The sequence below is a fragment of the Pseudomonas sp. C9 genome (assembly GCF_002000165.1).
Classification (GTDB): domain Bacteria; phylum Pseudomonadota; class Gammaproteobacteria; order Pseudomonadales; family Pseudomonadaceae; genus Aquipseudomonas.
In genome coordinates this window covers 1747480-1773406 of the sequence record NZ_MPAK01000001.1, presented here as the reverse complement: position 1 = coordinate 1773406, position 25927 = coordinate 1747480, and the positions used below count along the sequence as shown (strand labels likewise).

General features: G+C 59.0%; 24 protein-coding genes. 13 read left to right on the top strand and 11 right to left on the bottom strand.

Annotation, left to right across the window (positions count from 1 at the left end; genetic code table 11):
- Positions 1–11 precede the first annotated feature (11 nt).
- The 6 genes from BMS17_RS08395 to BMS17_RS08370 form a co-directional block, all read right to left on the bottom strand.
- Positions 12–320, bottom strand: coding sequence for a DUF2282 domain-containing protein (locus tag BMS17_RS08395; RefSeq protein ID WP_077430767.1), 309 nt, complete (start codon positions 318–320; stop codon positions 12–14).
- Positions 321–621: 301 nt separating this feature from the next.
- A complete protein-coding gene (locus tag BMS17_RS08390; protein WP_007947260.1) occupies positions 622–1323 on the bottom strand; it encodes an ABC transporter ATP-binding protein in 702 nt (233 codons plus the stop codon).
- Positions 1324–2091 (bottom strand): high-affinity branched-chain amino acid ABC transporter ATP-binding protein LivG, encoded by a 768-nt coding sequence (gene livG, locus BMS17_RS08385; protein ID WP_046029357.1) that lies wholly within the window; start codon positions 2089–2091, stop codon positions 1324–1326. It lies immediately after the preceding gene.
- The gene (locus BMS17_RS08380; RefSeq protein WP_046029359.1) at positions 2088–3344 is read right to left on the bottom strand and encodes a high-affinity branched-chain amino acid ABC transporter permease LivM; all 1257 of its coding nucleotides are present in this window, start codon (positions 3342–3344) and stop codon (positions 2088–2090) included. The genes livG and BMS17_RS08380 overlap by 4 nt, the downstream gene beginning before the upstream one ends.
- Positions 3341–4264: a high-affinity branched-chain amino acid ABC transporter permease LivH gene (livH, locus tag BMS17_RS08375; RefSeq protein WP_046029361.1), complete on the bottom strand. Its 924-nt coding sequence runs from the start codon at positions 4262–4264 to the stop codon at positions 3341–3343. Before livH ends, BMS17_RS08380 begins: the two co-directional genes overlap by 4 nt.
- A 232-nt stretch (positions 4265–4496) precedes the next feature.
- A complete protein-coding gene (locus tag BMS17_RS08370) occupies positions 4497–5624 on the bottom strand; it encodes a branched-chain amino acid ABC transporter substrate-binding protein (RefSeq protein WP_077430766.1) in 1128 nt (375 codons plus the stop codon).
- 350 nt (positions 5625–5974) lie between these two features.
- Here BMS17_RS08370 and BMS17_RS08365 point away from each other — a divergent pair, with 350 nt between their 5' ends.
- Positions 5975–6298 carry a DUF2288 domain-containing protein gene (locus tag BMS17_RS08365; RefSeq protein ID WP_046029365.1) on the top strand — a complete coding sequence of 108 codons (324 nt, stop codon included), beginning with the start codon at positions 5975–5977 and terminating at the stop codon, positions 6296–6298.
- 288 nt (positions 6299–6586) lie between these two features.
- Here BMS17_RS08365 and BMS17_RS08360 read toward each other — a convergent pair whose 3' ends face one another.
- On the bottom strand, positions 6587–8782 hold the full coding sequence (locus BMS17_RS08360; RefSeq protein WP_046029366.1) for a hypothetical protein: 2196 nt from the start codon (positions 8780–8782) through the stop codon (positions 6587–6589).
- A gap of 197 nt (positions 8783–8979) precedes the next feature.
- Between BMS17_RS08360 and BMS17_RS08355 the strand changes: the two genes are divergently transcribed.
- Entirely contained in the window at positions 8980–9876 is an 897-nt protein-coding gene (locus tag BMS17_RS08355) for an NAD(P)-dependent oxidoreductase (RefSeq protein WP_077430765.1), read from the top strand.
- An 86-nt stretch (positions 9877–9962) separates the two neighbouring features.
- On the opposite strand, the gene BMS17_RS08350 is transcribed toward BMS17_RS08355, so the two are convergent.
- Complete coding sequence (locus tag BMS17_RS08350) at positions 9963–10328, bottom strand: YkgJ family cysteine cluster protein (protein ID WP_046029369.1); 366 nt, start codon at positions 10326–10328, stop codon at positions 9963–9965.
- A gap of 290 nt (positions 10329–10618) precedes the next feature.
- Here BMS17_RS08350 and BMS17_RS08345 point away from each other — a divergent pair, with 290 nt between their 5' ends.
- Positions 10619–11968: an MFS transporter gene (locus BMS17_RS08345; protein WP_046029371.1), complete on the top strand. Its 1350-nt coding sequence runs from the start codon at positions 10619–10621 to the stop codon at positions 11966–11968.
- Between the two features lie 204 nt (positions 11969–12172).
- On the opposite strand, the gene rapA is transcribed toward BMS17_RS08345, so the two are convergent.
- A complete protein-coding gene (rapA, locus tag BMS17_RS08340; protein ID WP_046029373.1) occupies positions 12173–15019 on the bottom strand; it encodes an RNA polymerase-associated protein RapA in 2847 nt (948 codons plus the stop codon).
- A 218-nt stretch (positions 15020–15237) separates the two neighbouring features.
- Between rapA and BMS17_RS08335 the strand changes: the two genes are divergently transcribed.
- The 3 genes from BMS17_RS08335 (at position 15238) to ccoM (ending at position 16071) form a co-directional block, all read left to right on the top strand.
- Positions 15238–15579 (top strand): hypothetical protein, encoded by a 342-nt coding sequence (locus BMS17_RS08335; RefSeq protein WP_046029374.1) that lies wholly within the window; start codon positions 15238–15240, stop codon positions 15577–15579.
- A gap of 72 nt (positions 15580–15651) precedes the next feature.
- Entirely contained in the window at positions 15652–15813 is a 162-nt protein-coding gene (locus BMS17_RS30350; protein ID WP_008074569.1) for a hypothetical protein, read from the top strand.
- 144 nt (positions 15814–15957) lie between these two features.
- Positions 15958–16071 (top strand): cytochrome c oxidase subunit CcoM, encoded by a 114-nt coding sequence (gene ccoM, locus BMS17_RS30845; protein WP_028622453.1) that lies wholly within the window; start codon positions 15958–15960, stop codon positions 16069–16071.
- Positions 16072–16352: 281 nt separating this feature from the next.
- Here the strand turns inward: ccoM and BMS17_RS08330 are convergent, their stop codons facing one another.
- A complete protein-coding gene (locus tag BMS17_RS08330; protein WP_046029381.1) occupies positions 16353–17828 on the bottom strand; it encodes an inorganic phosphate transporter in 1476 nt (491 codons plus the stop codon).
- 377 nt (positions 17829–18205) lie between these two features.
- Positions 18206–18406 carry a hypothetical protein gene (locus BMS17_RS08325; protein ID WP_007935837.1) on the bottom strand — a complete coding sequence of 67 codons (201 nt, stop codon included), beginning with the start codon at positions 18404–18406 and terminating at the stop codon, positions 18206–18208.
- Positions 18407–19078: 672 nt separating this feature from the next.
- Here BMS17_RS08325 and pcaR point away from each other — a divergent pair.
- From pcaR to pcaG, 7 genes are all read left to right on the top strand, one after another.
- The gene (gene pcaR / locus BMS17_RS08320; protein WP_008074568.1) at positions 19079–19921 is read left to right on the top strand and encodes a pca regulon transcriptional regulator PcaR; all 843 of its coding nucleotides are present in this window, start codon (positions 19079–19081) and stop codon (positions 19919–19921) included.
- Positions 19922–20061: 140 nt separating this feature from the next.
- Positions 20062–21408: an MFS transporter gene (locus BMS17_RS08315; RefSeq protein WP_046029382.1), complete on the top strand. Its 1347-nt coding sequence runs from the start codon at positions 20062–20064 to the stop codon at positions 21406–21408.
- A 282-nt stretch (positions 21409–21690) separates the two neighbouring features.
- Positions 21691–22548: a CoA transferase subunit A gene (locus BMS17_RS08310; RefSeq protein WP_020798340.1), complete on the top strand. Its 858-nt coding sequence runs from the start codon at positions 21691–21693 to the stop codon at positions 22546–22548.
- Entirely contained in the window at positions 22548–23327 is a 780-nt protein-coding gene (locus BMS17_RS08305) for a CoA-transferase subunit beta (RefSeq protein ID WP_046029383.1), read from the top strand. The genes BMS17_RS08310 and BMS17_RS08305 overlap by 1 nt, the downstream gene beginning before the upstream one ends.
- Positions 23324–24529 (top strand): 3-oxoadipyl-CoA thiolase, encoded by a 1206-nt coding sequence (gene pcaF, locus BMS17_RS08300; protein ID WP_175649016.1) that lies wholly within the window; start codon positions 23324–23326, stop codon positions 24527–24529. The genes BMS17_RS08305 and pcaF overlap by 4 nt, the downstream gene beginning before the upstream one ends.
- A gap of 37 nt (positions 24530–24566) precedes the next feature.
- Entirely contained in the window at positions 24567–25271 is a 705-nt protein-coding gene (pcaH, locus tag BMS17_RS08295; RefSeq protein ID WP_046029385.1) for a protocatechuate 3,4-dioxygenase subunit beta, read from the top strand.
- A gap of 1 nt (position 25272) precedes the next feature.
- Positions 25273–25839, top strand: a complete 567-nt coding sequence (pcaG, locus tag BMS17_RS08290) for a protocatechuate 3,4-dioxygenase subunit alpha (protein WP_046029386.1) — start codon at positions 25273–25275, stop codon at positions 25837–25839.
- The last annotated feature ends 88 nt before the right edge of the window (positions 25840–25927 follow it).

The window sequence follows — 25927 nt, the reverse complement described above, 5'->3', positions numbered from 1 at the left end:
CGGGGTTCAGATCAGGCTTTGGCTTTAGCTTTGTAGGCTTCCATCTGACCGAAACCGGTCGGCGAGGTCTCACTTGCAGTCGTCGCGCAGGTGCCTTTAGGGACCAGTTTCCAGGCATTAGTCTGGAAGTCGGTTTTCGAGGTGCCGGCGCACGTGGTGCCAGCGCCTGCTGCGCAATCGTTATGGCCTTTCATGGCAACGCCGAAGCATTTTTCCATGTCGTCGGCGGCGTGGGCGGTGGAAACAGCGGCCATGCTCAAAGCAGAACCGAGGGCCAGAACCAGTGCGGTGGCGGACAGGGTGCGGGTGGTAGCAGTCATGGTGTTTCTCCGGTTTTTGAGGATTGGCAAGAACGCGTTTGTGCTTGCTTACCCCACTAGAGAAAGGTCATGGCGATGCGTTACAGCCGCGCCCAAAATTTTTAAAAAAACCTCAAAACACCATCAACCCCTTGTAGGAGCCGAGCTTGCTCGCGATAGCGGTTTGTCATTCGACATCACTGTTGTCTGATCCACCGCTATCGCGAGCAAGCTCGGCTCCTACAGGGGGGGCATTGTCTGCAATGTAAATGGCAGGCACAAAAAAACGGCCCGAAGGCCGTTTTCTGTTTACCGCAATGGCTTAACCGCCGAGGTACGCTTCACGCACTTTCGGATCGGTCAGCAGGGCTTCACCCGTGCCTTGCATCACCACCCGGCCGTTCTCCAGAACGTACGCACGGTCGGCAATTTTCAGTGCCTGGTTGGCGTTCTGCTCAACCAGGAACACTGTCACACCGTCTTTGCGCAGCTGTTCGATGATGTCGAAGATCTGCTGGATGATGATCGGCGCCAGACCCAACGAGGGTTCGTCGAGCAACAGCAGCTTGGGTTTGCTCATCAGCGCACGGCCGATGGCGAGCATTTGCTGTTCGCCACCGGACATGGTGCCGCCGCGTTGGGCGAAGCGTTCTTTCAGGCGTGGGAAAAGTCCGAGAACCTTGTCCATCTGTTCCTGATAGTCGCCCTTGTCGGTGAAAAAACCGCCCATGGCGAGGTTTTCTTCCACGGTCAGGCGGGAGAACACCCGACGACCTTCCGGGACCACGGCGATGCTTTTGCGCATGATCTGCGACGAGCTCTGGCCGACCAGTTCCTCACCCATGTAGCGGATGCTGCCGCTGTGGGCTTGCGGCGAACCACAAAGCGTCATCAGCAGGGTCGACTTGCCGGCACCGTTGGCGCCGATCAACGTCACGATTTCGCCCTGACGGACTTCGACGTTGACGCTGTGCAGGGCCTGAATCTTGCCGTAGAAGGTGGAAACGTTTTCGAATTGCAGCATTTACGCTTCCCCCAGGTAGGCTTTGATCACTTCGGGATTGTCGCGGATCTGATCCGGCGTGCCGTTGGCCAGAGGCGTGCCCTGGTTGATCACGACGATGTGGTCGGAAATGCTCATGACCAGTTTCATGTCGTGTTCGATCAACAGCACAGTGACGTTGTGCTCTTCACGCAGCACGCTGATCAGCGCCTTGAGGTCTTCGGTTTCCTTCGGGTTCAGGCCGGCAGCCGGTTCGTCGAGCATGAGGATCCGCGGACGGGTCATCATGCAGCGAGCGATTTCCAGACGACGTTGCTGACCGTAAGCCAGGGTACCGGCCGGGCGGTTGGCGAAGGCCTTGAGGTTGACCTTCTCCAGCCAGTACTCGGCGAATTCCATGGCTTCGCGTTCGCTTTTGCGAAAGCCCGGCGTCTTGAACAGGCCGGCCAGGAAGTTGGTGTTCAAATGACGGTGCTGGGCGATCAAGAGGTTCTCGACCGCGGTCATGTCCTTGAACAACCGCACGTTCTGGAAGGTGCGCACCACGCCTTTGAGGGCGATCTTGTGGCCCGGCAGGCCTTCGATCGGCTCGCCGTCCAGCAGGATGCTACCGCCGCTCGGCTTGTAGAAGCCGGTCAGGCAGTTGAACACCGTGGTCTTGCCGGCGCCGTTGGGGCCGATCAATGCCACGACCTGTTTTTCCTTCACGGTCAGGGCCACGCCGTTGACCGCCAGCAAGCCGCCGAAGCGCATGCTCAGGTTTTCTACTTTCAGGATCTCGCGGCTCATTTGCGCAGCTCCATGTGAGGACGTTGCATGGGCAGCAGGCCTTGAGGGCGCCAGATCATCATCAGCACCATCAAGGCGCCGAACATCAACATGCGGTATTCACTGAACTCACGCATCATTTCCGGCAGCAGGATCATCACCGTGGCGGCGAGTACGACGCCCAGTTGCGAACCCATGCCGCCCAGCACCACGATGGCGAGGATGGTCGCCGACTCGATGAAGGTGAAGGACTCCGGTGTCACCAGGCCCTGACGCGCAGCGAAGAAGCTGCCGGCGAAACCGGCGAAGCAGGCACCCAGGGTGAACGCAGAAAGCTTGATCGCCGTCGGGTTCAGCCCCAGCGCCCGGCAGGCGATTTCGTCTTCACGCAGTGCTTCCCAGGCACGGCCCAGAGGCATGCGCAGCAAGCGATTGATGACGAACAGGGCGAACAGCGACAACAACACCGCGATCAGGTAAAGGAAGATCACCTTGTTCACCGGGTTGTAGGTCAGACCGAAGTACTCGTGGAAGGTCTGCAATCCCTCTGCGGCCGTTTTATCGAAGGTCAGTCCGAAAAGTGTTGGCTTGGGAATGTTGCTGATGCCGTTCGGGCCACCGGTGAGGTCGGTCAGGTTACGCAGGAACAGCCGGATGATTTCACCGAAGCCCAGGGTCACGATGGCCAGGTAGTCACCACGCAAACGCAACACCGGGAAGCCCAGCAGGAAACCGAACGTGGCCGCCATCAGGCCGGCAATCGGCAGGCAGATCCAGAAGCTCAGACCGTAGTAGTGCGACAGCAACGCATAACTGTAGGCACCGACGGCATAGAAACCGACATAACCCAGGTCGAGCAGGCCGGCCAGGCCGACCACGATGTTCAGGCCCAGGCCCAGCATCACGTAGATCAGCACCAGCGTTGCAATATCCACCGCACCGCGCGAGCCGAAGAACGGCCAGACCAGCGCACCGATGATCAGCGCAATGATGATCCAGCGTTGGGTGGTCGGCAGGGTCAGGAAATTACTGGCCTTGGCCGGCATCACCGGCATGTTCGGCGAGGATTTCCATGCCGCGCTGATCGACTTGTCGAACAACACTCGCAGGAACATCAGTACCGAGCACAGGGCAATGGTGATCAGCGTGGTGGTGCTGGTGCCATGGACTTCCAGGTTGATGCCGACGATGGTCAACTTCAGCCCGAGTACCGGATACGCCACAGCCCAAACTAACAGTGCGCTGAACAACGCCTGTCTAAGATTCCTAGTCATACTTTTTCAACCTCCGGACGGCCCAACAGGCCGGTTGGCCGGAACAACAACACCAGAACCAATAGACCGAAAGCCACGACGTCCTTGTACTGGTCGCCGAAAATGTCGGCACCAAAGGCTTCCGCTACCCCCAGCACAATCCCGCCGAGCATGGCGCCGGGAATGCTGCCGATACCGCCCAATACCGCTGCGGTGAAGGCCTTGAGGCCGACGAGGAAACCTGCGTTCGGGTTGATCACACCGTATTGCATGCTCAGCAGCACAGCCGCGATGGCCGCCAGTGCAGCACCGATGACGAAGGTCAGGGCGATGATGTTGTTGGTGTTGATACCCAGCAGGTTGGCCATCTTGATGTCTTCGGCACAGGCACGGCAGGCGCGACCCAGGCGAGAGCGGGAGATGAACAGCGTCAGGCCGAGCATGGCGACGAACGTCACCACGAACACCACGATTTGCATGTAGGAAATCAGCACTTCATGTGCGCCACCTGGCCCGAAGGCAAAGTTGCCCGGAATCAGGTTGGGGATGGATTTGTCCTTGGAGTCTTGCGCCAGCAGAACCGTGTTCTGCAGGAAGATCGACATGCCGATGGCGGAAATCAGCGGAATCAGACGGTTGCTGCCGCGCAAGGGGCGGTAGGCGATCCGTTCGATGCTGTAGCCGTAGGCACTGGTCACGACGATGGTCGCGAGGAAAGCGGCAGTCATCAACAGCGGAACGCTGTCGAGTCCCATCATGGACAGGCCCGCGATGGCGATGAACGCCACGTAGGAACCAATCATGTACACCTCGCCGTGGGCGAAGTTGATCATTCCAATGATGCCGTAAACCATCGTATAGCCGATGGCGATCAGGGCATACGTGCTGCCAATGGTCAGACCATTAACCAGCTGTTGGAAAAAGTGATAGATGTCAGGCATTACAGCGCTCCTAAAAACCTGATACGCATTTCACTGGTGGAGTCATTTTCCCGCTCGAGCCCCGTGGATCTGCATCCACTTCGAACGCGAGGTTTGCCAGCGAACCGCTGATGACGGTTTTGAGATTTTCAGGTGGGGAGACTGGCGGATCACGCCAGCGCGGCCCAAAACGTTCGTAAAACAAAGCCCACGGCACGCCGTGGGCTCTATTGGCAGTCAGTCAGGCAAAGCCTTACTGAGGCGAAGCTTCAGTTTTTGGTTTGCCGAAGTGCCACTCGTAAACCACAAATTTGAAGTCTTTCAGGTCGCCCTTGTCGTCGAACGCCAGGTCGCCAGTCGGGGTTTTGAAGGTGCCAGCGTGGATGGCAGCAGCCACTTTGGCAGTGTCTTCGGACTTGGCAGCCTTGATGCCGTCGGCGATCACTTCCACAGCCGAGTAGGCCGGGAATACGAACGGACCGCTCGGGTCTTCTTTCTTCGCCTTGAACGCGTCAGCCAGGGCAACGTTGGCTGGATCCTGGTCGAAGGATTTCGGCAGGGTTACCAGCAGACCTTCGGAAGCGTCTTTGGCGATCTGCGAAATCGAGTCGTTACCCACGCCTTCCGGACCCATGAACTTGGCTTTCAGGCCTTTTTCCTGGGATTGACGCAGGATCAGACCCAGCTCTGGGTGGTAGCCGCCGTAGTAGACGAAGTCGACGTTGGCTTGCTTGAGCTTGGCGATGATCGAAGAGAAGTCTTTGTCGCCGGCGTTGATGCCTTCGAACACGGCAACCTTGATGCCTTTGCCTTCGAGGGTTTTCTTCACGGCGGTGGCGATGCCTTCACCGTATTGCTGTTTGTCGTGCAGAACAGCAACGATTTTCGGTTTTACGTGATCGGCAATGTAGTTACCGGCGGCAGGGCCTTGGGCGCTGTCCAGACCGATGGTACGGAATACCATTTTGTAACCACGAGCGGTGATGTCCGGGCTGGTGGCAGCCGGGGTGATCATGATCACGCCTTCGTCTTCGTAAATGTCCGAAGCCGGTTGAGTGGAGCTGGAGCACAGGTGACCGACCACGAACTTGACGCCGTCGTTGACGACTTTGTTCGCGACCGCTACCGCTTGTTTCGGATCACAGGCGTCATCGTATTCAACGGCTTCGAGTTTCTTGCCGTCTACGCCGCCTTTGGCGTTGATCTGTTCGATGGCCATTTTGGCGCCACTGAACTGCATGTCGCCGTATTGGGCTACAGGACCGGTCTTAGGGCCGGCGATGCCGATCTTGATGGTGTCAGCTGCGAACGAATGGCTGGCAACCCCGGCCAGAACCATAGCGGCAAACAGTTTGGAAATCTGCTTAGTAGCCTTAGTCATAGTGCTCCACTCTTACTGTTGTAGTTTTTATAGTCCTGGCGCCGAAAGCAGCAGAACCGGGTCAGATATCTGCGACATTCCCCGGAAAAGCCCCTCGGCAACTGTACCGGTACAGTGTAGAGCGCCGATTGTCAGCCTGGGAAGGCGGCGCCGGGGGGCAAATCCTGCGGGTGTCGCTTTTTTGAATGAAAAAGACAGAATTGCGGCGGGGCATTGAGGGGCTTATAGCCGGATCCAGTGCATTCCTTGGCGTTCCTGCGCTTTTCAATTCAGTGACTCAATTGCATCCGGGTTTTTCTGCCAGATTATCGACGTTATCATTTGCGTCGATTTCATTTCCGGACAGTCCCATGAATCAAGAACCTAGCACCCTCTATGCCAAGCTGCTTGGTGAAACCGCATCTATTACCTGGAAAGAGTTGGAGCCGTTCTTCGCCAAGGGTGCCCTATTGTGGGTCGACCCCGGCCTGGATTTGATCGCCGCCGCGGAGGCCTTGGCCCAGGATGAAGGCGAGAAAGTGGCTGCCTGGCTGGCCGCCGACAAGGTCGCCAAGCTGTCTGAAACGCGGGCGCTGGATCTTTTTGAACGTGATCCGCAGCTGTGGGCCGTGGTGGTTTCCCCGTGGATTCTGATCCAGGAAAGGGCAGCGAGCGAAAGCGTCGCACCAAAGTAGTGCTCGGCCCCGATGATAAAAAGTGTGTAGGTGAGTAGCGTGATGGCACGTTGCCGTGGAGAAAGGCCACGTACAGGGCCAGCATCACGGTAACGTAAACGTAACGGGCACAGTTCAGTGAGCAGCCGAAGGGCTGCTTAATTGTTTCTGAATGTTGGGTTTGTGGCGAATCTGAGGCCGCTATCGCGGGCAAGCTCGGCTCCTACAGAGTTCGATGGCGTTCACAAAATTTGTGATCGACATCGTCCCTGTAGGAGCCGAGCCTGCTCGCGATTGGGGCGCCGCTGATTAAGCGGTTTTGCCCGTATGGTTATTCAGCGAAATAACCTTGGTCTTGCCGATGCGGTGACGGTAGATCTCGCGCAGGTACTTGATCGCCTTCTTCACGCAATCGCGTGACAGACGAATATCGTTGATCGAGACAAACTTGTCTTTGTCATTGATCAGCTCGCGGTACTTCTTCTCATACATCGGTTTGATCGCGTACCAGTTGGTATCGAGGATCTTCGCCGGGTTTTCGAACTCGTTGAGCAAGTCATCGATCCGGTCTTCGTCGAACTCTTCATTAATGATGAAATCGAGGATCGAGTTGTCCAGCGTCTCGTCAAAACGGTACGGGTTTTTCGCAAAACAGCGCTTGATGAAGGCCACGATCAGCGTCAGGAAGTCGTCCGACAGGCACGGGCTCTTGGCGATCAGGGTGGTCAGCGACAAGTTGGCCGAAGCGCCAATCACCAGCGCATAACGCTTGAGCGTGGTGTTCGGGAACAGGCTGTTGAGGTGAGTCTTCAACCGGTTCAGGTCCATGTAGGACAGCTTGTAGTCTTTTGGCAGCGAAACAATCGACACCACCGACGAGCAGTTCTTGAAAAAGTGCAGGTCGTGCAGCGCCGCGGCGTCGTAACCCGAATTCTTGTACTGCTCCAGCGAGGCGCGATAGCGCTTGGACTCGATCGGCAGCAGGCTGATGCCCTCGATCGCCTGGGTCACCTTGTTGAAGTGCGGCAGGTCGATGGAGCGGAAGAACAGGTCGTCGATGTTCAGGCGCTGCGGCTCTTTCTCGAACACCTTGAACTTGTCGCTGCTCGGCGGCGGGGTTTCCGGGACGACGGATTCGGCGTAGGCAATCGCCACCGGGCCGGCCAGGCTCATGAACAGGTCGTTGGCGTCCAGGCGAATGGTTTCGCCGATGTCGATGCCGGCACGACGGAAATAGTTCTGGTCGTAGTCAGTCGTGACCGCCTGCGCTGTCAGAATGTTGAATATCTGCTGCGAGATGTACTGGTTGGCGTGTTTTTCCATCGCATTGACGTCAATGTTCTGGATATTGCCGTCATCGCTTTCTTCGGCATAACGCATGATGTCATTGGAGATCAGCATCATGGCGTTCCATGGGCGGATACGGCCCATGACGCTGGCTTCGCTGCTGTCTTCGTTGGCGAAGTTGTAGGAGAAGTCCCACTCTTCCGACAGGTATTTACACAGTAGGCGTCCGGCGTTGATGTGCAGCGCCTCAGACATTTCACTGCGGTGATCGGAAATGTTCGGCAGCACGCAAATGCCGCTGGTGAAGATCGGCTCGAAGACGAAGGAGTGACCGCTTTTGCCGTCGTGTTCATCCATCGGCTTGGTGTCGAACGTCTTGTTCATGTACGAGTGTTGCTGGGCCAGGCCGAATTCCGAAGCCATGCCCGAACCGGTACCGCCACCGGCGCTGAAGATCGAGAAGTACAGGCGCGACTGGTTGGCTTTGATCCCGCAGCTGTCGATCAGGTACGAGTGAATCATCTTCCAGTCAGGGCTGGAGAAACGCTGGGTGTCCTTGTTCAGGATGATCTTGGCCAGGTACTGACCGAGAATCGGCGCGTTACCGGCGCCACCGGCGTGGACTTCCGACAAGTCCATGATTTTCATTTTGCTGTAGTCGCGCAGGAAGCCGCTCTTTTCGCCTTTGCGCGAGAAACGGATGCGACCGGCAATGTCCTTGTCCAGGTCGCCGAGCATGACCAGCGGCTCTACCAGGAACACCGGTTTGGCACCCTTGTTGGTACCCAGACGCAGGTTGTTACGAATCCATTGCGCCGGGCTGTAGCCCTTTTCCGCAAAGCGTTTGTCCGGCGACAGACGGTCTTCGTTATTGAATTCGTTGAGATAAAACTTGCGGGCGTTGTACACCAGCTCCGCGACGTCCAGGGCGATGTTGGAGCCGCAACGACCCAGGCCAATCAGGCACACCGACGGGAATTCCTGGTCGTTGTGCTGCTCGCTGACGCCTTCCAGATGGGGCGGACGCGGGAACACCATGTCGCGCAGGCCATCGAGGTTATCGAGGATACGGTCGGTGTTGGTTTCGGTGAAATACAGGTACTGCTGAGTGGCCAGCGGGCGCGCCGGGGTCAATGGCTTCGACGATGAGGGGCTGTTCGCCGCGGGGCTCAGTGTCAGATCGGAGACCGTAGTGGCCGGGTTATTTTTAGAAGTCATTGTGCGCCATCTACCTGGACTTGTTGGCTGAGCGACAGCTGTCGTCGAACCATTCACGGAATGGGATCTCGCGTCTTTTTTTGCGCGTATTTGGCCCAAGACTCAGGAACGGGCCTGAGCAACACTGGGGGGAATCCTTTCCTTAGTCATGATGAATCGGCCACTATTCGGCGATCTTTAATCCAAAAGGAGGCTAAATGATGTCAACGCTACCTTCGTTGGGGTTCGCCGGGATCGGCTTGATGGGCCTGCCAATGTGCCGGCGTCTGCTGGCTGCGGGCTATCCGCTGACCGTGTGGAACCGCAATCCGGCCAAGTGCGCGCCGCTGGTTGAGGCCGGTGCCCGACAAGTGGCAACTCCGGCTGAGCTGGGTCAGCACGCCGACATCGTCATGCTGTGCCTGGCGGACACCGCCGTTGTACGTGAAGTGGTTTTTGGCCCGGCCGGGGTGGCGGCGGGAGCGAAAAGCGGCCAGTTGCTGGTGGACTTTTCCAGCCTCGAGCCCGGCGCGACACGAGACATGGCCAAACAGCTGAGTGACACAACCGGAATGAGTTGGCTGGATACGCCGGTGTCTGGCGGCGTGATCGGTGCCGAGGCCGGCAGCCTGGCGATCATGGTCGGCGGCGAGACCGAGGACTTGCAGCGAGTGCATACGGTGTTAATGAACCTGGGCCAGCGTGTTACTCACATGGGCGGCGTCGGGGCCGGGCAGGTGACCAAGGCGTGCAATCAAATGATCGTGGCGTGCAATGCGCTGGTCATTGCTGAAGTGGTGGCGCTGGCCGAGTGTTCCGGGGTAGACGCGCGGTTGATCGCCGAAGCGTTGGCCGGTGGCTTTGCCGATTCAAAACCCTTGCAAATTCTCGCCCCGCAAATGGCCGAAAGCCGATTCGAACCGGTGAAGTGGCATGTGCGCACGCTGCTCAAGGATCTCGACACTGCGGTGAAGTTTTCCCGCGAACAGGGCTCGGCGACGCCACTCAGCGGATTGGCTGCGCAATTGATGCGACTGCATGGGAGCCAGGGTTTCCTGGAAAAAGATCCGTCGACGCTGGTGCAGATGTACCGCGAGCCAAATTCAAAGGCATGACATTGCACGTTTGCTTGCGCTGGTTGATTTCGTTCCGCGCTGGACGCAAATCACCCCGCGGCGCTAATCGCGTTGTGTACTAAGTCTCAGGCACTTTGTTCGTAGGGGATTTCGAACTCGGGTTGCAGGGCCGGCAGGCCAAATGCAGCCCGGGCGGCGTCGCAATCGACATTGGCTTCACCGTTGACCCACGATGCCTCGAACTCCCGACAGGTGCTGGAGCGTTGATCATAAATCGAGCATTTCGTTTCGCTGCCGACGTTGCCCACCAGGCTGACGCAGCGGGTGGGTTTGCAGTCTGTTCCGAGCATCGCTACCCGGCTGGGGCTGATTGAAGCGACCAGATCGTCAGGCACCGTTCCCCCGGCCGAGGTGCATTCACCCCAGAAGAAAGACACACGGAAATGGGAACAGCAGGCACCGCAATTCAGACACGGACTGACTTCGGACATGGGCGATTATCTAAGAGGAGTGGGCACGCAGGGGGGCGGCGAAGGTCGCTATTCTAGGCTTCGCAACGGGCTTTGGAAGGGGGGGCGAAAGGTATTTTTTACCGGCTGTCGGTACCGTGAAAGTGCCGTTGGATGCCCGTGAGTTCCGGGCCTGGCGGTCGGCATGAGTTGCGTGAATGCCATGGGCTGATATCAGCCTTACAAATAATGACAGACAGCTTTGCCGGGCCTCTCTAGATTGAAGATTCCGGGGGCAGTGAGGCCCCAATAACAATAAAAGAGACGGACCCATGCAGAACTCGACCCAAGCGGCGAATGCCTGGCGCATTCTGTTCCTGTTGTTTCTGGCAAACCTGTTCAACTTCTTCGACCGCACCATTCCCGCGATCATCATCGAGCCGATCCGCATGGAATGGCACCTCAGCGACTTTCAGTTGGGGATCGTCGGTACCGCGTTCACCCTGGTCTATGCGATTGCCGGTCTGCCGCTGGGGCGGATGGCCGATACCGGTTCGCGCAGAAAATTGATGGGGTGGGGCCTGGCGGTGTGGAGCGGGTTGACGGCGGTCAATGGGTTGGTGGGCAGCTTCTGGAGCTTCCTGATTGTGCGCATGGGCGTCGGCATCGGTGAGGCCAGTTATGCACCGGCCGCCAATTCGCTGATCGGCGACCTGTTTCCGGCCCACCGCCGGGCGCGGGCGATGGGCATTTTCATGCTGGGTCTGCCGTTGGGGCTGCTGCTGGCATTCTTCACCATTGGCGCCATGGTCAAGGCGTTCGACAGCTGGCGCGCGCCGTTCTTTATCGCGGCAGTGCCGGGGCTGATCCTGGCGATTTTCATGTTCTTCATTAAAGAGCCGAAACGCGGTGCAGCAGAAACCGTACAGGTTTCGCAGGAGCGCGTAGAGCGGCCGATCCGCCGGGTACTGGCGGTGCCGACGTTCCTGTGGCTGGTGATGGCGGGGTTGTGCTTCAACTTCGCGACTTACGCCTGCAACTCATTCCTGGTGCCGATGTTGCAACGCTACTTCCTGATGCCATTGCAGGAAGCGGCGGTGGCGACGGGAGTGATCGTCGGTGTGACCGGTTTGTTCGGCCTGACGATTGGCGGTTGGGTGGCTGACAAGATTCACCAGCGGGTAGCCAGCGGGCGGCTGTTGTTTGCAGCGTTCAGCTTGATTATCTCCACCGTGTGCACGGCTTGGGCGCTGCACTCCGGGCGCATCGAGATCGGCGTGTTTGTGGCGGTCTTCAGCGTGGGCTGGTTGTTTGCCTATAACTTCTATACCTGCGTCTACACCGCGATTCAGGATGTGGTCGAGCCGCGTTTGCGGGCCACGGCGATGGCGCTGTTCTTTGCCGGGCTGTACCTGTTGGGCGGTGGATTGGGGCCGGTGGTGGTGGGCGGTTTGTCCGATCACTTTGCGCACACGGCGATGCTGGCGGCAGGAGCCGAACAGATGACCGAGGCGTTCAAAGCGGTCGGCTTGCACGATGCGATGTACCTGATCCCGGTGGCGTTGTTCTTCACCATGGTCTTTCTGTTTCTGGCGTCGCGGTGTTTTGTGCGCGATGCCAAGCGGATGAAGGCGGGGTTGGTGGCGGTGGTTGAGCCGGGTATTTCTGTGGCGACTGCCTAATCGCCATCGCGAGCAAGCTCGGCTCCCACACTGATCGAGTGGAACCACAAAATTGTGGGCAACTCAGACCCCCTGTGAGAGCCGAGCTTGCTCCGGGCGGCGTTCCGACGATGAGGCCATCAGCAACAACTTAACAATCAAGCAGACAAAAAAAGGCCCGCATCACTGCGGGCCTTTTTTATTTGGCCGGGTAGAGCAGGGGACTTAACCCGCCACCAACACCCGAATCGCTTCCAGGCGCAACGCCGCTTTTTCAAGCATGGCCAAGCCTTGCTCGCGTTGCTTGCGCAGGGCAACCAGTTCGCTGTCGCGCACCGTCGGGTTCACGGCTTGCAACGCCGTCAGGCGAGCCAGTTCTTCGTCGGTGTCGGCGGCCAGGCGACGCTGCGCTTCGGCAACACGCTCTGCATGACGCGGGAAGATCTTGTCTTCGCCCGCGTTGATCCGTGGCGTCAGCTGGTCACGTTGAGCCTGAATGAACTTGTTGGCGCTGGCACGCGGCACGCTTTCCAGTTGATCGTTCAAGGTCTCGAACGACACCCGGGCCGAGAGGTCATTGCCATTGGTATCGAGCAGGCAGCGCAGGGCGGCCGGCGGCAGGTAACGGCCCAGTTGCAGCGAGCGCGGTGCAACCACTTCGCTGACGTAGAGCAGTTCCAGCAATACGGTGCCAGGTTTCAGTGCCTTGTTCTTGATCAGCGCCACGGCGGTGTTGCCCATCGAGCCGGACAGGACCAGGTCCATGCCGCCCTGAACCATCGGGTGTTCCCAGGTGATGAACTGCATGTCTTCGCGAGACAGTGCCTGGTTGCGGTCGTAGGTGATGGTCACGCCTTCGTCGTCGCCCAGCGGGAAGCTGGCGTCGAGCATTTTTTCGCTCGGCTTGAGGATCAGTGCGTTTTCCGAATGGTCTTCGCTGTCGATGCCAAACGCGTCGAACAGGGTTTCCATGTAGATCGGCAGGGCGAACTGATCGTCTTGCTCAAGAATGTCTTCAACCAGCGCGTCGCCTTCGCCGGCACCGCCAGAGTTGAGTTCCAGCAGGCGGTCGCGACCCGTGTGCAAATCGGCTTCCAGACGTTCACGCTCGGTGCGGGCTTCGTCGATCAGCGCTTGCCACTCACCGTCGTCGGCCTCTTCCAGCAACGGCAGCAGGCGCGGGCCGAACTGATGCTGCAAGGCGTTACCGGTCGGGCAGGTGTTGAGGAACGCATTCAGCGCTTCGTGGTACCACTGGAACAGGCGCTCTTGCGGACTGGTTTCCAGATACGGCACGTGCAATTCGATCACGTGTTTCTGACCGATCCGGTCCAGACGACCGATACGCTGCTCCAGCAGGTCCGGGTGCGATGGCAGATCGAACAGCACCAAGTGGTGCGAGAACTGGAAGTTGCGACCTTCACTGCCGATTTCCGAGCAGATCAGTACCTGTGCACCGAATTCTTCGTCGGCGAAGTAAGCGGCGGCGCGGTCACGTTCGAGGATGTTCATGCCTTCGTGGAACACCGTGGCCGGAATGCCGGAGCGCACGCGCAGGGCGTCTTCCAGGTCCATGGCGGTTTCGGCGTGGGCGCAAATCACCAGCACTTTGGTGCGCTTGAGCATTTTCAGCTGGTCGATCAGCCACTCGACGCGCGGGTCGAATTTCCACCAGCGCTCTTCTTCGCTGGCGTCCGGCTGGGCCTGGAAGCTGACTTCCGGGTACAGCTCGGCGTGATCGCCCAATGGCAATTCGAGGTATTCGTCAGGGCATGGCAGCGGGTACGGGTGCAGTTTGCGCTCCGGGAAACCCTGCACGGCGGCGCGGGTGTTACGGAACAGCACGCGGCCGGTGCCGTGGCGGTCCAGCAGTTCGCGCACGAGGCGGGCGCTGGCTTCGGTGTCGCCGTCATTCACGGCCGTCAACAGGGCTTCGCCTTCGTTGCCAAGAAAACCGTGAATGGTTTTGTGTGCTTCAGGCGACAGGCGCCCCTTGTCCAGCAGTTCCTGAACGGCTTCGGCCACCGGGCGATAATTTTCGCTCTCGGCGCGGAAGGCGGCCAGGTCATGGAAGCGGTTCGGGTCGAGCAGGCGCAGACGGGCAAAGTGGCTGTCCTGGCCCAGTTGTTCCGGGGTCGCGGTCAGCAGCAGGACGCCGGGAATGGTCTCGGCGAGTTGCTCGACAAGGGTATATTCCGGGCTGGCCTTGTCTTCGTGCCATACCAAGTGGTGGGCTTCGTCGACGACCATCAGGTCCCAGCCGGCGGCAAACAGCGCGTCCTGGGCCTTCTCGTCTTCCACCAGCCACTCAAGCGCAACCAGTGCGAGCTGAGTGTCTTCGAACGGGTTGGTGGCATCGCTTTCGATGAAGCGTTCTTCGTCGAACAGCGCGACTTGCAGGTTGAAGCGGCGGCGCATCTCGACCAGCCACTGGTGCTGCAGGTTCTCGGGAACCAGAATCAGCACGCGGTTGGCGCGACCCGAGAGCAGTTGGCGATGGATCACCAGACCGGCTTCAATGGTTTTACCCAGGCCTACTTCGTCCGCCAGCAGAACCCGCGGCGCAATGCGGTCGGCAACTTCGCGGGCGATGTGCAATTGGTGTGCAATAGGTTGCGCACGCACGCCACCCAGACCCCAAAGCGAGGACTGCAACTGGCGGCTGGTGTGTTCCAGCGTGTGGTAGCGCAGGGAGAACCAGGCGAGCGGGTCGATCTGCCCGGCGAACAGGCGGTCGCTGGCCAGGCGGAACTGAATGAAGTTCGACAGTTGGGTTTCCGGCAGGGTCACCACTTCGTTCTGCGTGTTGAGGCCGTGGTAGACCAGCAGGCCGTCGACATCGTCGACTTCCTGGACGGTCAGTTTCCAGCCTTCGAAGTGAGTGATGGAATCACCGGGCGAAAACCGCACACGGGTGAGAGGCGCATTCCTTAGCGCGTACTGGCGAGTGTCGCCAGTGGCCGGATAGAGCACGGTCAACAAGCGGCCGTCCTGTGCCAGAACGGTGCCTAAACCCAGCTCGGCTTCGCTGTCACTGATCCAGCGTTGCCCCGGTTGATACTGCTGCGCCATGCTGCCTGACTCCCACCTTGAAAAAGCGGGCTATCTTAACGGAATGAGACCTTCAGGGCCAAAGGACTCTCATAAAAACTCGCAGTCTTACGTTAGCCCAACGATGCCGCGCCCGCAGGTCGGGGCACCAAATCGTGCCAAACGGGTCACAGTTTGCGACCGATGGCTCAAGTCGCCATCGCCGCAGCCGACAGCTTGCTGACAGGAGACCAATAATCATGCTGCTACCGATGCTCCCCTTGAGTGCCGTGCCGATCACCTCACAGCAGGACCCGATTCGCCAGCGCCCGGATATTCCGCCGGTGGTGGCGGTGCAGGAGAGCTCGAACGAAAGCACGATCGACCTGCAGCAGCGCGACCCTGAAGAAGCGGCGTTTCAGCTGCGAGAGGAACAGCGTCGCCAGCTGGAGCGCGAGCGTCGTCGTCGCGAAGCCGATGAAGACCCTGAAGAACACCTGGCGATACCCGGTGATGAGTTGAACGCCGACAACACGGTACCGGTGGCGCCTTTGATGGAAGATCAACCGCGCCAGGGCTTGTGGGTCGATATCCAGATTTGAGGTTGTGGCTGGTCAGCGCGACCGCCAGACCGCATTATTGCGACACACCTGCCAAACGATGCACTGAGCACCATGAGCCAAGACGACAAACTGATTGATCTCAACGCTGAACGCGCAAAACGGGTTCACGACCTTAATGAAAAACGTCTGAACGAAGTTCGTCAGGCGTTTGAGCAGGCGATGCCATTGGGTAAAGCCAAGAAGAAACCGAAGAACAAGCCGAAAAAGCGTTGAAGTACCCTGCACTTATTGATGCAGGTCAGCTGTTACCCCTCCTTTAAGTCCGGTCTCGGGCGATCTTGATCCAAGTCAATTTCTTCTTCCGCCTGTTTGGTTAACTTAGCCCTATCGCAACAGGGCAAGTCCAAGAGGCCAGTCATGTTTTTCGACAACGTGGTGATCGCCGGGGTGCTGACTGTCAGCCTCATGGTTGTGTTTTTCGCAGGTTTTGGATTTTTTATCTGGAAGGATTCGCATAAGCGCAAACCGTAGTTCCTTCTGGATGTAATGAGCACGCAAGGCATTTTGGGCAACTTCGGTTGCCCTTTTTTTTGCCTGCAAATCTATCGGAATAAGCCGACCTATTGTAGGAGCCGAGCTTGCTCGCGATGGGGCCATACCATTCAACATTCATGTTGCCTGTAAGGCCGCGATCGTCGGAACGCCGCCCGGAGCAAGCTCGGCTCCTACAGGTTATGGGGTTTTTTGGGGGTTCCGGAGGCAATAAAAAGGCGCGAACCTCACGGAACGCGCCTTTTTTGTGCGGCTGTGTATCAGCTGCCGAGTGCCTTCGACGCCAGCCAGAACAGGCCGGCCGACAGGGCCACGGTCGCCGGCAGGGTCAGGACCCAGGCCAACAGGATGGTTTTTACCGTGCCGCCTTGCAGGCCGCTTTTGTTCGCGACCATGGTACCGGCCACGCCCGAGGACAGCACGTGGGTGGTGGAGACCGGCAGGCTGAAAATGTTGGCCAGGCCGATCATGCACGCGGTGGTGATCTGCGCCGACATGCCTTGTGCGTAAGTCATGCCTTGCTTGCCGATTTTCTCGCCGATGGTCAGTACCACGCGTTTCCAGCCAACCATGGTGCCCAGGCCCAATGCCAGTGCTACCGCCAGAATCACCCAGAATGGCGCGTATTCGGTGGTCGTGGTCAGGTCTTTGCGCAGTTTGTCCAGGTCAGCCTTTTCGCGGGCATTGAGATTAGGCAGCTTGCCGACTTTCCTTGCGGTGTCATCCAGGCAGAGCAGGTAGCGACGTACTTCGATGCGGCTTTCCGACGTCAACGAGTGGTAGTCCGATACACCATTCAGGGTGCCGAGCAGGGCGGTGATGGTCGGTTCGGTCTGTTGCGGGTTGCAACGGAATTTCTCCGGCAGATCACCTTCTATGCTTTTGCCCAGCGCCAGGTATTCACCCAGGGTGTCGGCATTGCGCTTGTAGAACTGGCTCAGGTGCAGGGTCGCATCGCGAGTCCGTTCGATCTGGTAAGTCGTGCTGCTCAGGTCGAGTACGAATTGAGCCGGCACGATACCGATCAGCACCAGCATGATCAGGCCGATACCTTTCTGGCCGTCGTTCGAACCGTGCACAAAGCTCACGGCCATGGCCGAGATCACCAATACCAGGCGGTTCCAGAACGGTGGGTGCTTCTTGTCATCGAGCTTGCGGCGCTGGTCCGGTGTCTTGTGCATCTTGGACAGGGGACGCCACCATTTAAGGCCGATCAACACCAAGGCCGCGACAAGGAAGCCAGCCATTGGTGAGAACACCAGGGAAGCACCGATATCGATCGCCTTCTGCCAGTTCACGCCATCCGCCAACGGAATATCGTTGATCAATGCGTTGGCCAGGCCGACACCGAGGATCGAACCGATCAGGGTGTGGGAGCTGGAGGCCGGGATACCGAAGTACCAGGTGCCCAGGTTCCAGGTGATGGCGGCAGCAAGCAGCGAGAACACCATCGCCAGTCCGTGACCGGTATTCACATTGATCAGCAGTTCTACCGGCAACAGGTGAACGATGGCATACGCCACGCCAACACCGCCCAGCAGCACGCCGAGGAAGTTGAATACCCCGGAAAAGAACACCGCCAAATGAGGCGGCATGGCTTTGGTGTAGATAACAGTGGCCACCGCGTTTGCGGTGTCATGAAAGCCGTTGATGAACTCGAAGGCGAGGACAAAGGCCAGGGCGAGCAAGAGGCTCACAAGCACCCAAGCATCCAGTCCGCTGAATAAATCGATCATGAAGGTTTTCTGACCCGGTCGTAAGGGGGCGCGATTATGCCAGAAAAGACTGCTAATCAATGCACTAGGTGCTCATCGGTAACATTCTTCAACGAAATAGTTTGTGACGAATGCCTATCTCCCAGCGTTTTACCGGGTTTTTCAAACCATTGAATTCATTGGGGAATGCAGCAGCCACAAGGGTTTCTCCCGTGAAGTCGAGAGGCTTGAACGCTTGTGTGAAATATCTGAGAAGAGGGTCAGAAATGAGCCTTTTGCCTCATCCGATGGGTGAGGGAGCCGCTGCCCGCTTGTAGCAGGCGCGAAAGGCTTCATTGATGCAACCCGCTTTTAACGGGAGCAGACGCAGACCCTTGAAGGGATTCGGGCCGAGGCAGTCAGGGCTCTTCGGCTTTGAGTTCCTTTTCCATCTTCTGCAATTCCTGAGTAAACGCCTGATCCTGAACGGTGGCGCGTTTACGCCAGGGTTTACGTTCCGGCTCGGGCTGGGCGGCGTAGGTGGTGACTTCTCCGCCGTAAACTTCCTTGTAACGTTGTTCCTGGCGCTCAAGTTCCGCGCGCAGTTCGTCTTTCGTCACAGTGCTACCTGTTTGAGTTGAGATAAATTCCGGTGAATCGCGCTGCATCGAGTCGATTGACCACGCTCGTAGAAAGGCTATTGCCAAAGAAGGCAACCTTTTTGACGGCATGCGAACAATACTTCCATGTTGCAGGCGGCCACGACACCAGAGAAAACAGCTGACGCAGCATCAGGTTCCTGTTTCAGCAAGCGCATTGGCGGTGCATATGAATGAGCGTCAGGCGCTTGCTGTGGGCAACGACGATGGGAGATCGTGTTACCGGGTGGCGGACTCGGCGGATAAAAAACCGTTACGCCACTGAATTGTATTATAGCGGTCGATTCGAAGAACACTATCTCCGAGGCGTTAAAAGTAGTTCGTCGTGTGTGATCGTTTTGTTACTCGCAAGTTTCGGCGGCAACTATAACGTCGATGACCTGACGGTGAGCGATGTCTTTCTGACGTCATTAAGGTAAATAAGTTTGATTGTTACTTCGACTTTTTAGAGGGTGTGCAGTCAAGAATAAAAGCCGGCACTTGATGGTGTGAGTGGCGGTAAGCCCGGCGTGGCATGGATTGCGATTACCGGTCGATGGTTCGATAATCGCCCAATCTCGGCAGTACCTGTCTTGTGTGCCAGGCCTGGAGCTGCCTGTAATAGCCGCTGATCCGTGTAGGAAAGGACCTGATATGAATGATCAAATGCGCAACTCCTTTGCTTCAGTGGCGCCGCCCATCGTCGCCTCGCCCGCCAAGCGAATCCAGGCCCTGACCGGTGATCCCGATTTCATGACGTCCCTGGCCCGTGGGCTGGCGGTGGTGCAGGCGTTTCAAGAGCGCAAGCGACACCTGACGATTGCCCAGATCAGCCACCGTACCGAAATTCCCCGCGCCGCCGTGCGACGCTGCCTGCATACGTTGATCAAACTCGGCTACGCCACCACTGACGGTCGCACCTATTCGTTGCTTCCCAAAGTGCTGACGCTGGGCCATGCCTATTTGTCTTCGACGCCGCTGGCGGTTTCTGCCCAGCCGTACCTGGACCGCATGAGTGAGCAACTGCATGAGGCGTGCAACATGGCCACGCTGGAAGGTGACGATATTCTCTATATCGCGCGCTCGGCCACCACTCAGCGCCTGATCTCGGTCGACCTTTCAGTGGGCGGTCGCTTGCCGGCCTATTGCACGTCAATGGGCCGCATTCTGCTCGCCGCACTGGATGACACTTCGCTGCGCGAGTACCTCGATCATGCCGAGCTGCAAGCCAAGACCAGCCGCACATTGCACACGCCCGAGGCGTTGCTCGAATGCCTGCAAGAAGTGCGGCAACAGGGTTGGTGCATCGTCGATCAGGAACTGGAGCAGGGCCTGCGTTCGATTGCCGTACCGGTGTATGACGCCTCCGGCCAGGTGGTGGCCGCCTTGAACGTCAGCACCCATGCTGGCCGTGTCAGTCGTAATGAGCTGGAACAACGGTTTCTGCCAGGGCTGCTCAGCGCCAGCCGCGACCTCAGCGCACAGCTTTTCGCTTAAGCGTCCGTTTAAGCTGTTCGATAAACGCACAGACTCGCGTTTATCGAATTGACGCTCTTTCCCCTTGATCATTACTGTCGCGGCAGCGCCAGCCCTTGGCTGGCACCTGTCCGACTGCGTTCTTGCGTGGAATAAAAATAATGAACCAGCCCCAGTCTGCTGTAGGTAACTGCCTCGACGTGCAGTCCTTCATCAATGCTCAACCCATTTCGCGCTATCAGTGGCGAGTGGTGATCCTGTGTTTCTTGATTGTCTTCCTCGATGGCCTCGACACCGCGGCCATGGGCTTTATTGCGCCTGCGTTGTCGCAGGATTGGGGGATCGACCGCGCCAGTCTCGGCCCGGTCATGAGTGCGGCGCTGATCGGCATGGTCTTCGGCGCATTGGGTTCCGGCCCGTTGGCTGACCGTTTCGGGCGAAAAGTCGTACTGGTCGGCGCGGTGTTTCTGTTTGGTGCCTTCAGTCTGGCGTCGGCCTACAGCACCAACGTCGATCAATTGTTGGTGTTGCGCTTCCTCACCGGCCTGGGTCTTGGCGCGGGCATGCCCAACGCCACGACATTGCTGTCGGAATACACCCCGGAGCGCAAAAAGTCCTTGCTGGTGACCAGCATGTTCTGCGGCTTCAACCTCGGCATGGCCGGCGGCGGGTTTATTTCCGCCAAACTGATTCCGGCGTTCGGCTGGCACAGCCTGCTGCTGATCGGTGGGGTTCTGCCGCTGATCCTCGCCGTCGTTCTGCTGTTATGGCTGCCGGAATCGGCGCGTTACCTGGTCGTGCGCAATCGCGGCACCGACAAAGTACGCAAGGCCCTGGCGCCGATCGACCCGAGCCTCGTCGCCCAAGCGTCGAGCTTCAGCGTACCGGAACAGAAAACCGTCAAGGCCCGCAACGTGCTGGCGGTGATTTTCTCGGGCACCTACAGCGCCGGCACGTTATTGCTGTGGCTGACCTACTTCATGGGGCTGGTGATTGTGTACCTGCTGACCAGTTGGCTGCCGACGCTGATGCGCGACAGTGGCGCCAGCATGGAGCAGGCCGCGTTCATTGGCGCGTTGTTCCAGTTTGGTGGCGTGCTGAGTGCAGTGGGCGTGGGCTGGGCGATGGACCGGTTCAATCCGCACAAGGTCATCGGCATTTTCTACTTGATGGCCGGGGTGTTTGCCTACGCAGTGGGGCAGAGCCTGGGCAACATCACCTTGTTGGCGACCTTGGTGCTGGTGGCGGGTATGTGCGTCAACGGTGCGCAATCGGCAATGCCATCGCTGGCGGCGCGGTTCTATCCGACGCAAGGGCGGGCGACCGGCGTCTCGTGGATGCTGGGGATTGGCCGTTTCGGCGCGATTCTCGGCGCATGGATGGGCGCGACGCTGCTGGGCCTTGGCTGGAACTTCGAGCAAGTGCTGACAGCGCTGGTGATTCCGGCGGCGTTGGCGACCACGGCTGTGGTGATCAAAGGCATGGTCAGTCATGCGGATGCGACCTGACTTCAGGCTCCAGACTCTATAGCGAATTTGATGGCCTCTTCGCGGGCAAGCCCGCTCCCACAGGGTAGGTGTGATCCACGTGGGAGTGAGCTTGCTCCGGGCGGCGATCCGACGATGCTTTTGGGATAGGTAGCGAGACAACAATCTGTTCGATAAACGAACACTCAGTCGATTATCGGATTGTTTGGCGTTTTGCACAGGCTTAACCTTCAGGCATTCCGGCGCTGCGCATCGCGCCTTTTTCTTCCACTGTCGGTTCATAACAAAACGGGAGCCTGCCCCATGGCTGAAATCCTTTCGCTGCACGACGCGGTGAAGCAATTCGTAAACGACGGCGATACGGTCGCGCTCGAAGGCTTTACCCATCTGATCCCTACGGCGGCGGGTCATGAAATCATTCGTCAGGGCAAGAAAGACCTGACGCTGGTACGCATGACTCCTGACCTGATCTACGACCAGTTGATCGGCGCCGGTTGTGCTCGCAAATTGATTTTCTCCTGGGGCGGCAATCCGGGCGTGGGGTCGCTGCACCGTCTGCGTGACGCCGTCGAGAAACAGTGGCCGCATCCGCTGGAGATCGAAGAACACAGCCACGCCGACCTGGCCAATGCCTACGTCGCTGGCGCCTCCGGCTTACCGTTCGCGGTGCTGCGGGCCTACGCCGGTTCCGACCTGCCGAAGGTCAATCCGCTGATCAAGAGCGTCACCTGCCCGTTTACCGGTGAAGTGCTGGCCGCCGTACCGTCGGTGCGTCCGGACATCACCGTGATTCACGCACAGAAAGCCGACCGTAAAGGCAACGTGTTGCTGTGGGGCATTCTCGGTGTGCAGAAAGAAGCCGCACTGGCCGCCAAGCGCTGCATCGTCACCGTCGAGGAAATTGTCGACGACCTCAATGCCCCGATGAACTCCTGTGTGCTGCCGACCTGGGCGCTGAGCGCGGTCTGCCACGTACCGGGCGGCGCGCATCCTTCCTACGCGCACGGTTACAACGAGCGTGACAACCGCTTCTACCAGGCCTGGGATCCGATTGCCCGCGACCGTGAAACTTTCACCGCATGGATCAACGAATACATCCACGGTAGCGCTGACTTCAGCGAGTTCCAGGCCAAGCTGGCCGCTGCTTCGGAGGCCAAGTAATGACTTACACCACCAATGAAATGATGACCGTCGCCGCCGCACGCCGTTTGAAGAACGGCTCGGTGTGCTTCGTCGGCATCGGCCTGCCATCGAAAGCAGCCAACCTGGCACGTCTGACCTCGTCGCCGGACGTTGTCCTGATCTACGAATCGGGCCCGATCGGTGCCAAGCCGAGCGTACTGCCGCTGTCGATTGGTGACGGCGAACTGGCCGAAACCGCCGACACCGTGGTGCCGACCGGCGAGATTTTCCGTTACTGGCTGCAGGGTGGGCGCATTGACGTCGGCTTCCTCGGCGCCGCGCAAGTCGACCGCTTCGGCAACATCAACACCACCGTGGTCGGCGATTACCATTCGCCGAAAGTCCGTCTGCCGGGTGCCGGTGGCGCGCCGGAAATTGCCGGCTCGGCCAAGAGCGTGCTGATCATCCTCAAGCAGTCGGCGCGTTCCTTCGTCGATAAACTCGACTTCATCACCTCGGTCGGCCATGGCGAGGGCGGTGATTCGCGCAAACGTCTCGGTCTGCCGGGCGCCGGGCCGGTCGGCATTATTACCGACCTGTGCATCATGGAACCGGAAGTCGGTACCCATGAATTCGTGGTCACCGCACTGCACCCGGGCGTGACCCGCGAGCAAGTGGTCGCCGCCACCGGTTGGGCGATTCGCTTTGCCGACACTGTTGAGCAAACCGCCGAGCCGACTGAAGTCGAGCTGACCGCGTTGCGCGATCTGGAAGCTCGTACCGCTGCCGCCCACGGCCAAGCCCCCGGAGAAGCCTGATGCGTGACGTTTATATCTGCGACGCCATTCGCACCCCCATTGGCCGTTTCGGCGGCGGGCTGTCGACCGTTCGTGCCGATGACCTGGCCGCCGTGCCGATCAAGGCCCTGATGGAGCGCAACCCGTCGGTGGACTGGAACGCAGTGGACGAGGTGTTCCTCGGCTGCGCCAACCAGGCCGGCGAAGACAACCGTAACGTCGCACGCATGGCGTTGTTGCTGGCGGGCCTGCCGGAAACCATTCCGGGCGTGACCCTCAATCGCCTCTGCGCCTCGGGCATGGATGCCATCGGCACCGCGTTCCGCGCCATCGCCAGTGGCGAAATGGAGCTGGCGATTGCCGGCGGTGTCGAGTCGATGTCCCGCGCGCCGTTCGTAATGGGCAAGGCTGACGCGGCGTTCTCGCGCAACATGAAGCTGGAAGACACCACCATCGGCTGGCGTTTCATCAACCCGTTGATGAAAGCGCAATACGGTGTGGATGCGATGCCGCAGACCGCTGACAACGTGGCGGACGATTACGAAGTGTCCCGTGAGGATCAGGACGCTTTCGCACTGCGCAGCCAACAACGCGCCACTGCCGCGCAAGCCGCAGGATTTTTCGCCGAAGAAATCGTCGAAGTGCGCATTGCCCACAAGAAGGGTGAAACCGTGGTGACGCAGGACGAACACCCTCGCGCTGATACCACCCTGGAAACCCTGGCCAAACTCAAGCCGGTCAACGGCCCTGACAAAACCGTCACGGCTGGCAATGCGTCCGGTGTGAATGACGGCGCGGCGGCGTTGATTCTCGCCTCCGGTGAGGCGGTGAAGAAACATGGCCTGACCGCCCGCGCCAAAGTGCTGGGCATGTCCAGCGCCGGCGTTGCCCCTCGGGTAATGGGTATTGGCCCGGTGCCGGCGGTGCGCAAACTGACCGAGCGCCTCGGTCTGGCTGTCAGCGATTTCGACGTGATCGAACTCAACGAGGCCTTTGCCAGCCAAGGCCTGGCGGTGCTGCGTGAATTGGGAATTGCCGACGATGCAGCCCAAGTTAACCCGAACGGCGGCGCCATTGCGCTCGGCCATCCGCTGGGCATGAGCGGTGCGCGTCTGGTGCTGACCGCGTTGCATCAGCTGGAAAAAACCGGTGGCAAGAAAGGTCTGGCGACCATGTGTGTTGGCGTCGGTCAGGGTCTGGCCCTGGCGATCGAACGCGTCTGACACGTCGCGTCGACTAATAAGAACAGAGGAAAGCGAAATGACTGACAAGCCTGGTTACCGTCGTCCGCAGGAGGGCACCCAGCCCGAGTACCTGCACCCGACGTATCAATCCACCAACCTGCGCTCACCGTCCAAACCGTTGGTGTTTTTGCCTCATTCGTTGTCGGAAATCACCGGACCGACCATTGGCGCTGAACGCGTTAACGAGACGGACAACGACCTGACGGCTCAGCACAAAGGCGAGCCGTTGGGTGAGCGCATCATCATTCACGGCCGCGTGCTGGATGAAAACGGTCTACCGGTGCCGGGCATTCTGGTGGAAATCTGGCAGGCCAACGCCGCCGGTCGCTACAACCATGCTCGCGACCTGCACGACGCGCCGCTGGACCCGAACTTCACTGGCACCGGCCGCACCGTGACCGACGCCGATGGCTGGTATCAGTTCCAGACCATCAAGCCCGGCGCCTACCCGTGGGGTAACCACCACAACGCGTGGCGCCCGGCGCACATCCATTTCTCGCTGTTCGGGCCGAGCATCCTGACGCGCCTGGTGACGCAAATGTATTTCCCCGGCGACCCGCTGTTGGCGTATGACCCGATCTACAATTGCGTACCCGACACCCGCGCCAAGGAGCGTTTGATCGCCACGTTCGATCTGGAAAAAACCGTCCCTTCCTACGCCCTCGGTTATCGCTGGGACATCGTCTTGCGCGGCCGCGATGCCACGCCGATGGAGAAATAAGATGACGCTGAACGCGACCACGTCCCACACCGTCGGGCCGTATTACCACATCGGCCTGACCTGGCTGAACCGCGAAGACCTGACCGTCGCACAAACCCTGGGTGAGCGCGTGGCGATCACCGGGCAAGTCGTCGATGGCAATGGCGACTTCGTCAATGATGCGATGCTGGAAGTCTGGCAGGCCAACGCGGCCGGCAAGTACGACCACCCGGAAGATGATCAGGACAAGCCGCTGGACCCGAACTTTGAAGGGTTTGGCCGGGTGCCGGTAGATGCCGAAGGGCGCTTTCGTTTTACCACCATCAAGCCGGGCACGGTTGAAGGCCTGAAAGGCTCGACCCAGGCACCGCACCTGGTGGTGCTGGTGTTTGCTCGCGGATTGGTGAAGCACTTGCTGACGCGGATCTACTTTGATGGCGAGCCGGCGAACGTGTCGGACCCGTTGCTGGAGTGCGTGCCGGCTGAGCGCCGCAGTACCCTGCTGGCGAAGCAGGATGCGTCCGGTGTTTACCAGTGGAATGTGATCCTGCAAGGCACTGATGCCGAGACGGTGTTCTTCGACTATTAAGAACACCGCCAATCCCTGTGGGAGCGGGCTTGCTCGCGAAAGCGGTGTGTCAGGCAACATTTACATCGACTGACACGACGCCTTCGCG

What these genes read in the sequence shown, in the direction of transcription:
- livH (WP_046029361.1), bottom strand. Translation starts at nt 4,264, where the DNA reads ATGCCTGACATCTATCACTTTTTCCAACAGCTGGTTAATGGTCTGACC.
- rapA (WP_046029373.1), bottom strand. Translation starts at nt 15,019, where the DNA reads ATGGCGCAGCAGTATCAACCGGGGCAACGCTGGATCAGTGACAGCGAA.
- BMS17_RS08335 (WP_046029374.1), top strand. Translation starts at nt 15,238, where the DNA reads ATGCTGCTACCGATGCTCCCCTTGAGTGCCGTGCCGATCACCTCACAG.
- ccoM (WP_028622453.1), top strand. Translation starts at nt 15,958, where the DNA reads ATGTTTTTCGACAACGTGGTGATCGCCGGGGTGCTGACTGTCAGCCTC.
- BMS17_RS08315 (WP_046029382.1), top strand. Translation starts at nt 20,062, where the DNA reads ATGAACCAGCCCCAGTCTGCTGTAGGTAACTGCCTCGACGTGCAGTCC.
- BMS17_RS08350 (WP_046029369.1), bottom strand. Translation starts at nt 10,328, where the DNA reads ATGTCCGAAGTCAGTCCGTGTCTGAATTGCGGTGCCTGCTGTTCCCAT.
- pcaH (WP_046029385.1), top strand. Translation starts at nt 24,567, where the DNA reads ATGACTGACAAGCCTGGTTACCGTCGTCCGCAGGAGGGCACCCAGCCC.
- BMS17_RS08365 (WP_046029365.1), top strand. Translation starts at nt 5,975, where the DNA reads ATGAATCAAGAACCTAGCACCCTCTATGCCAAGCTGCTTGGTGAAACC.
- BMS17_RS08360 (WP_046029366.1), bottom strand. Translation starts at nt 8,782, where the DNA reads ATGACTTCTAAAAATAACCCGGCCACTACGGTCTCCGATCTGACACTG.
- pcaG (WP_046029386.1), top strand. Translation starts at nt 25,273, where the DNA reads ATGACGCTGAACGCGACCACGTCCCACACCGTCGGGCCGTATTACCAC.
- BMS17_RS08310 (WP_020798340.1), top strand. Translation starts at nt 21,691, where the DNA reads ATGGCTGAAATCCTTTCGCTGCACGACGCGGTGAAGCAATTCGTAAAC.
- BMS17_RS08395 (WP_077430767.1), bottom strand. Translation starts at nt 320, where the DNA reads ATGACTGCTACCACCCGCACCCTGTCCGCCACCGCACTGGTTCTGGCC.
- BMS17_RS08305 (WP_046029383.1), top strand. Translation starts at nt 22,548, where the DNA reads ATGACTTACACCACCAATGAAATGATGACCGTCGCCGCCGCACGCCGT.
- BMS17_RS08370 (WP_077430766.1), bottom strand. Translation starts at nt 5,624, where the DNA reads ATGACTAAGGCTACTAAGCAGATTTCCAAACTGTTTGCCGCTATGGTT.
- livG (WP_046029357.1), bottom strand. Translation starts at nt 2,091, where the DNA reads ATGAGCCGCGAGATCCTGAAAGTAGAAAACCTGAGCATGCGCTTCGGC.
- pcaR (WP_008074568.1), top strand. Translation starts at nt 19,079, where the DNA reads ATGAATGATCAAATGCGCAACTCCTTTGCTTCAGTGGCGCCGCCCATC.
- BMS17_RS08380 (WP_046029359.1), bottom strand. Translation starts at nt 3,344, where the DNA reads ATGACTAGGAATCTTAGACAGGCGTTGTTCAGCGCACTGTTAGTTTGG.
- BMS17_RS30350 (WP_008074569.1), top strand. Translation starts at nt 15,652, where the DNA reads ATGAGCCAAGACGACAAACTGATTGATCTCAACGCTGAACGCGCAAAA.
- BMS17_RS08330 (WP_046029381.1), bottom strand. Translation starts at nt 17,828, where the DNA reads ATGATCGATTTATTCAGCGGACTGGATGCTTGGGTGCTTGTGAGCCTC.
- BMS17_RS08345 (WP_046029371.1), top strand. Translation starts at nt 10,619, where the DNA reads ATGCAGAACTCGACCCAAGCGGCGAATGCCTGGCGCATTCTGTTCCTG.
- BMS17_RS08355 (WP_077430765.1), top strand. Translation starts at nt 8,980, where the DNA reads ATGATGTCAACGCTACCTTCGTTGGGGTTCGCCGGGATCGGCTTGATG.
- BMS17_RS08390 (WP_007947260.1), bottom strand. Translation starts at nt 1,323, where the DNA reads ATGCTGCAATTCGAAAACGTTTCCACCTTCTACGGCAAGATTCAGGCC.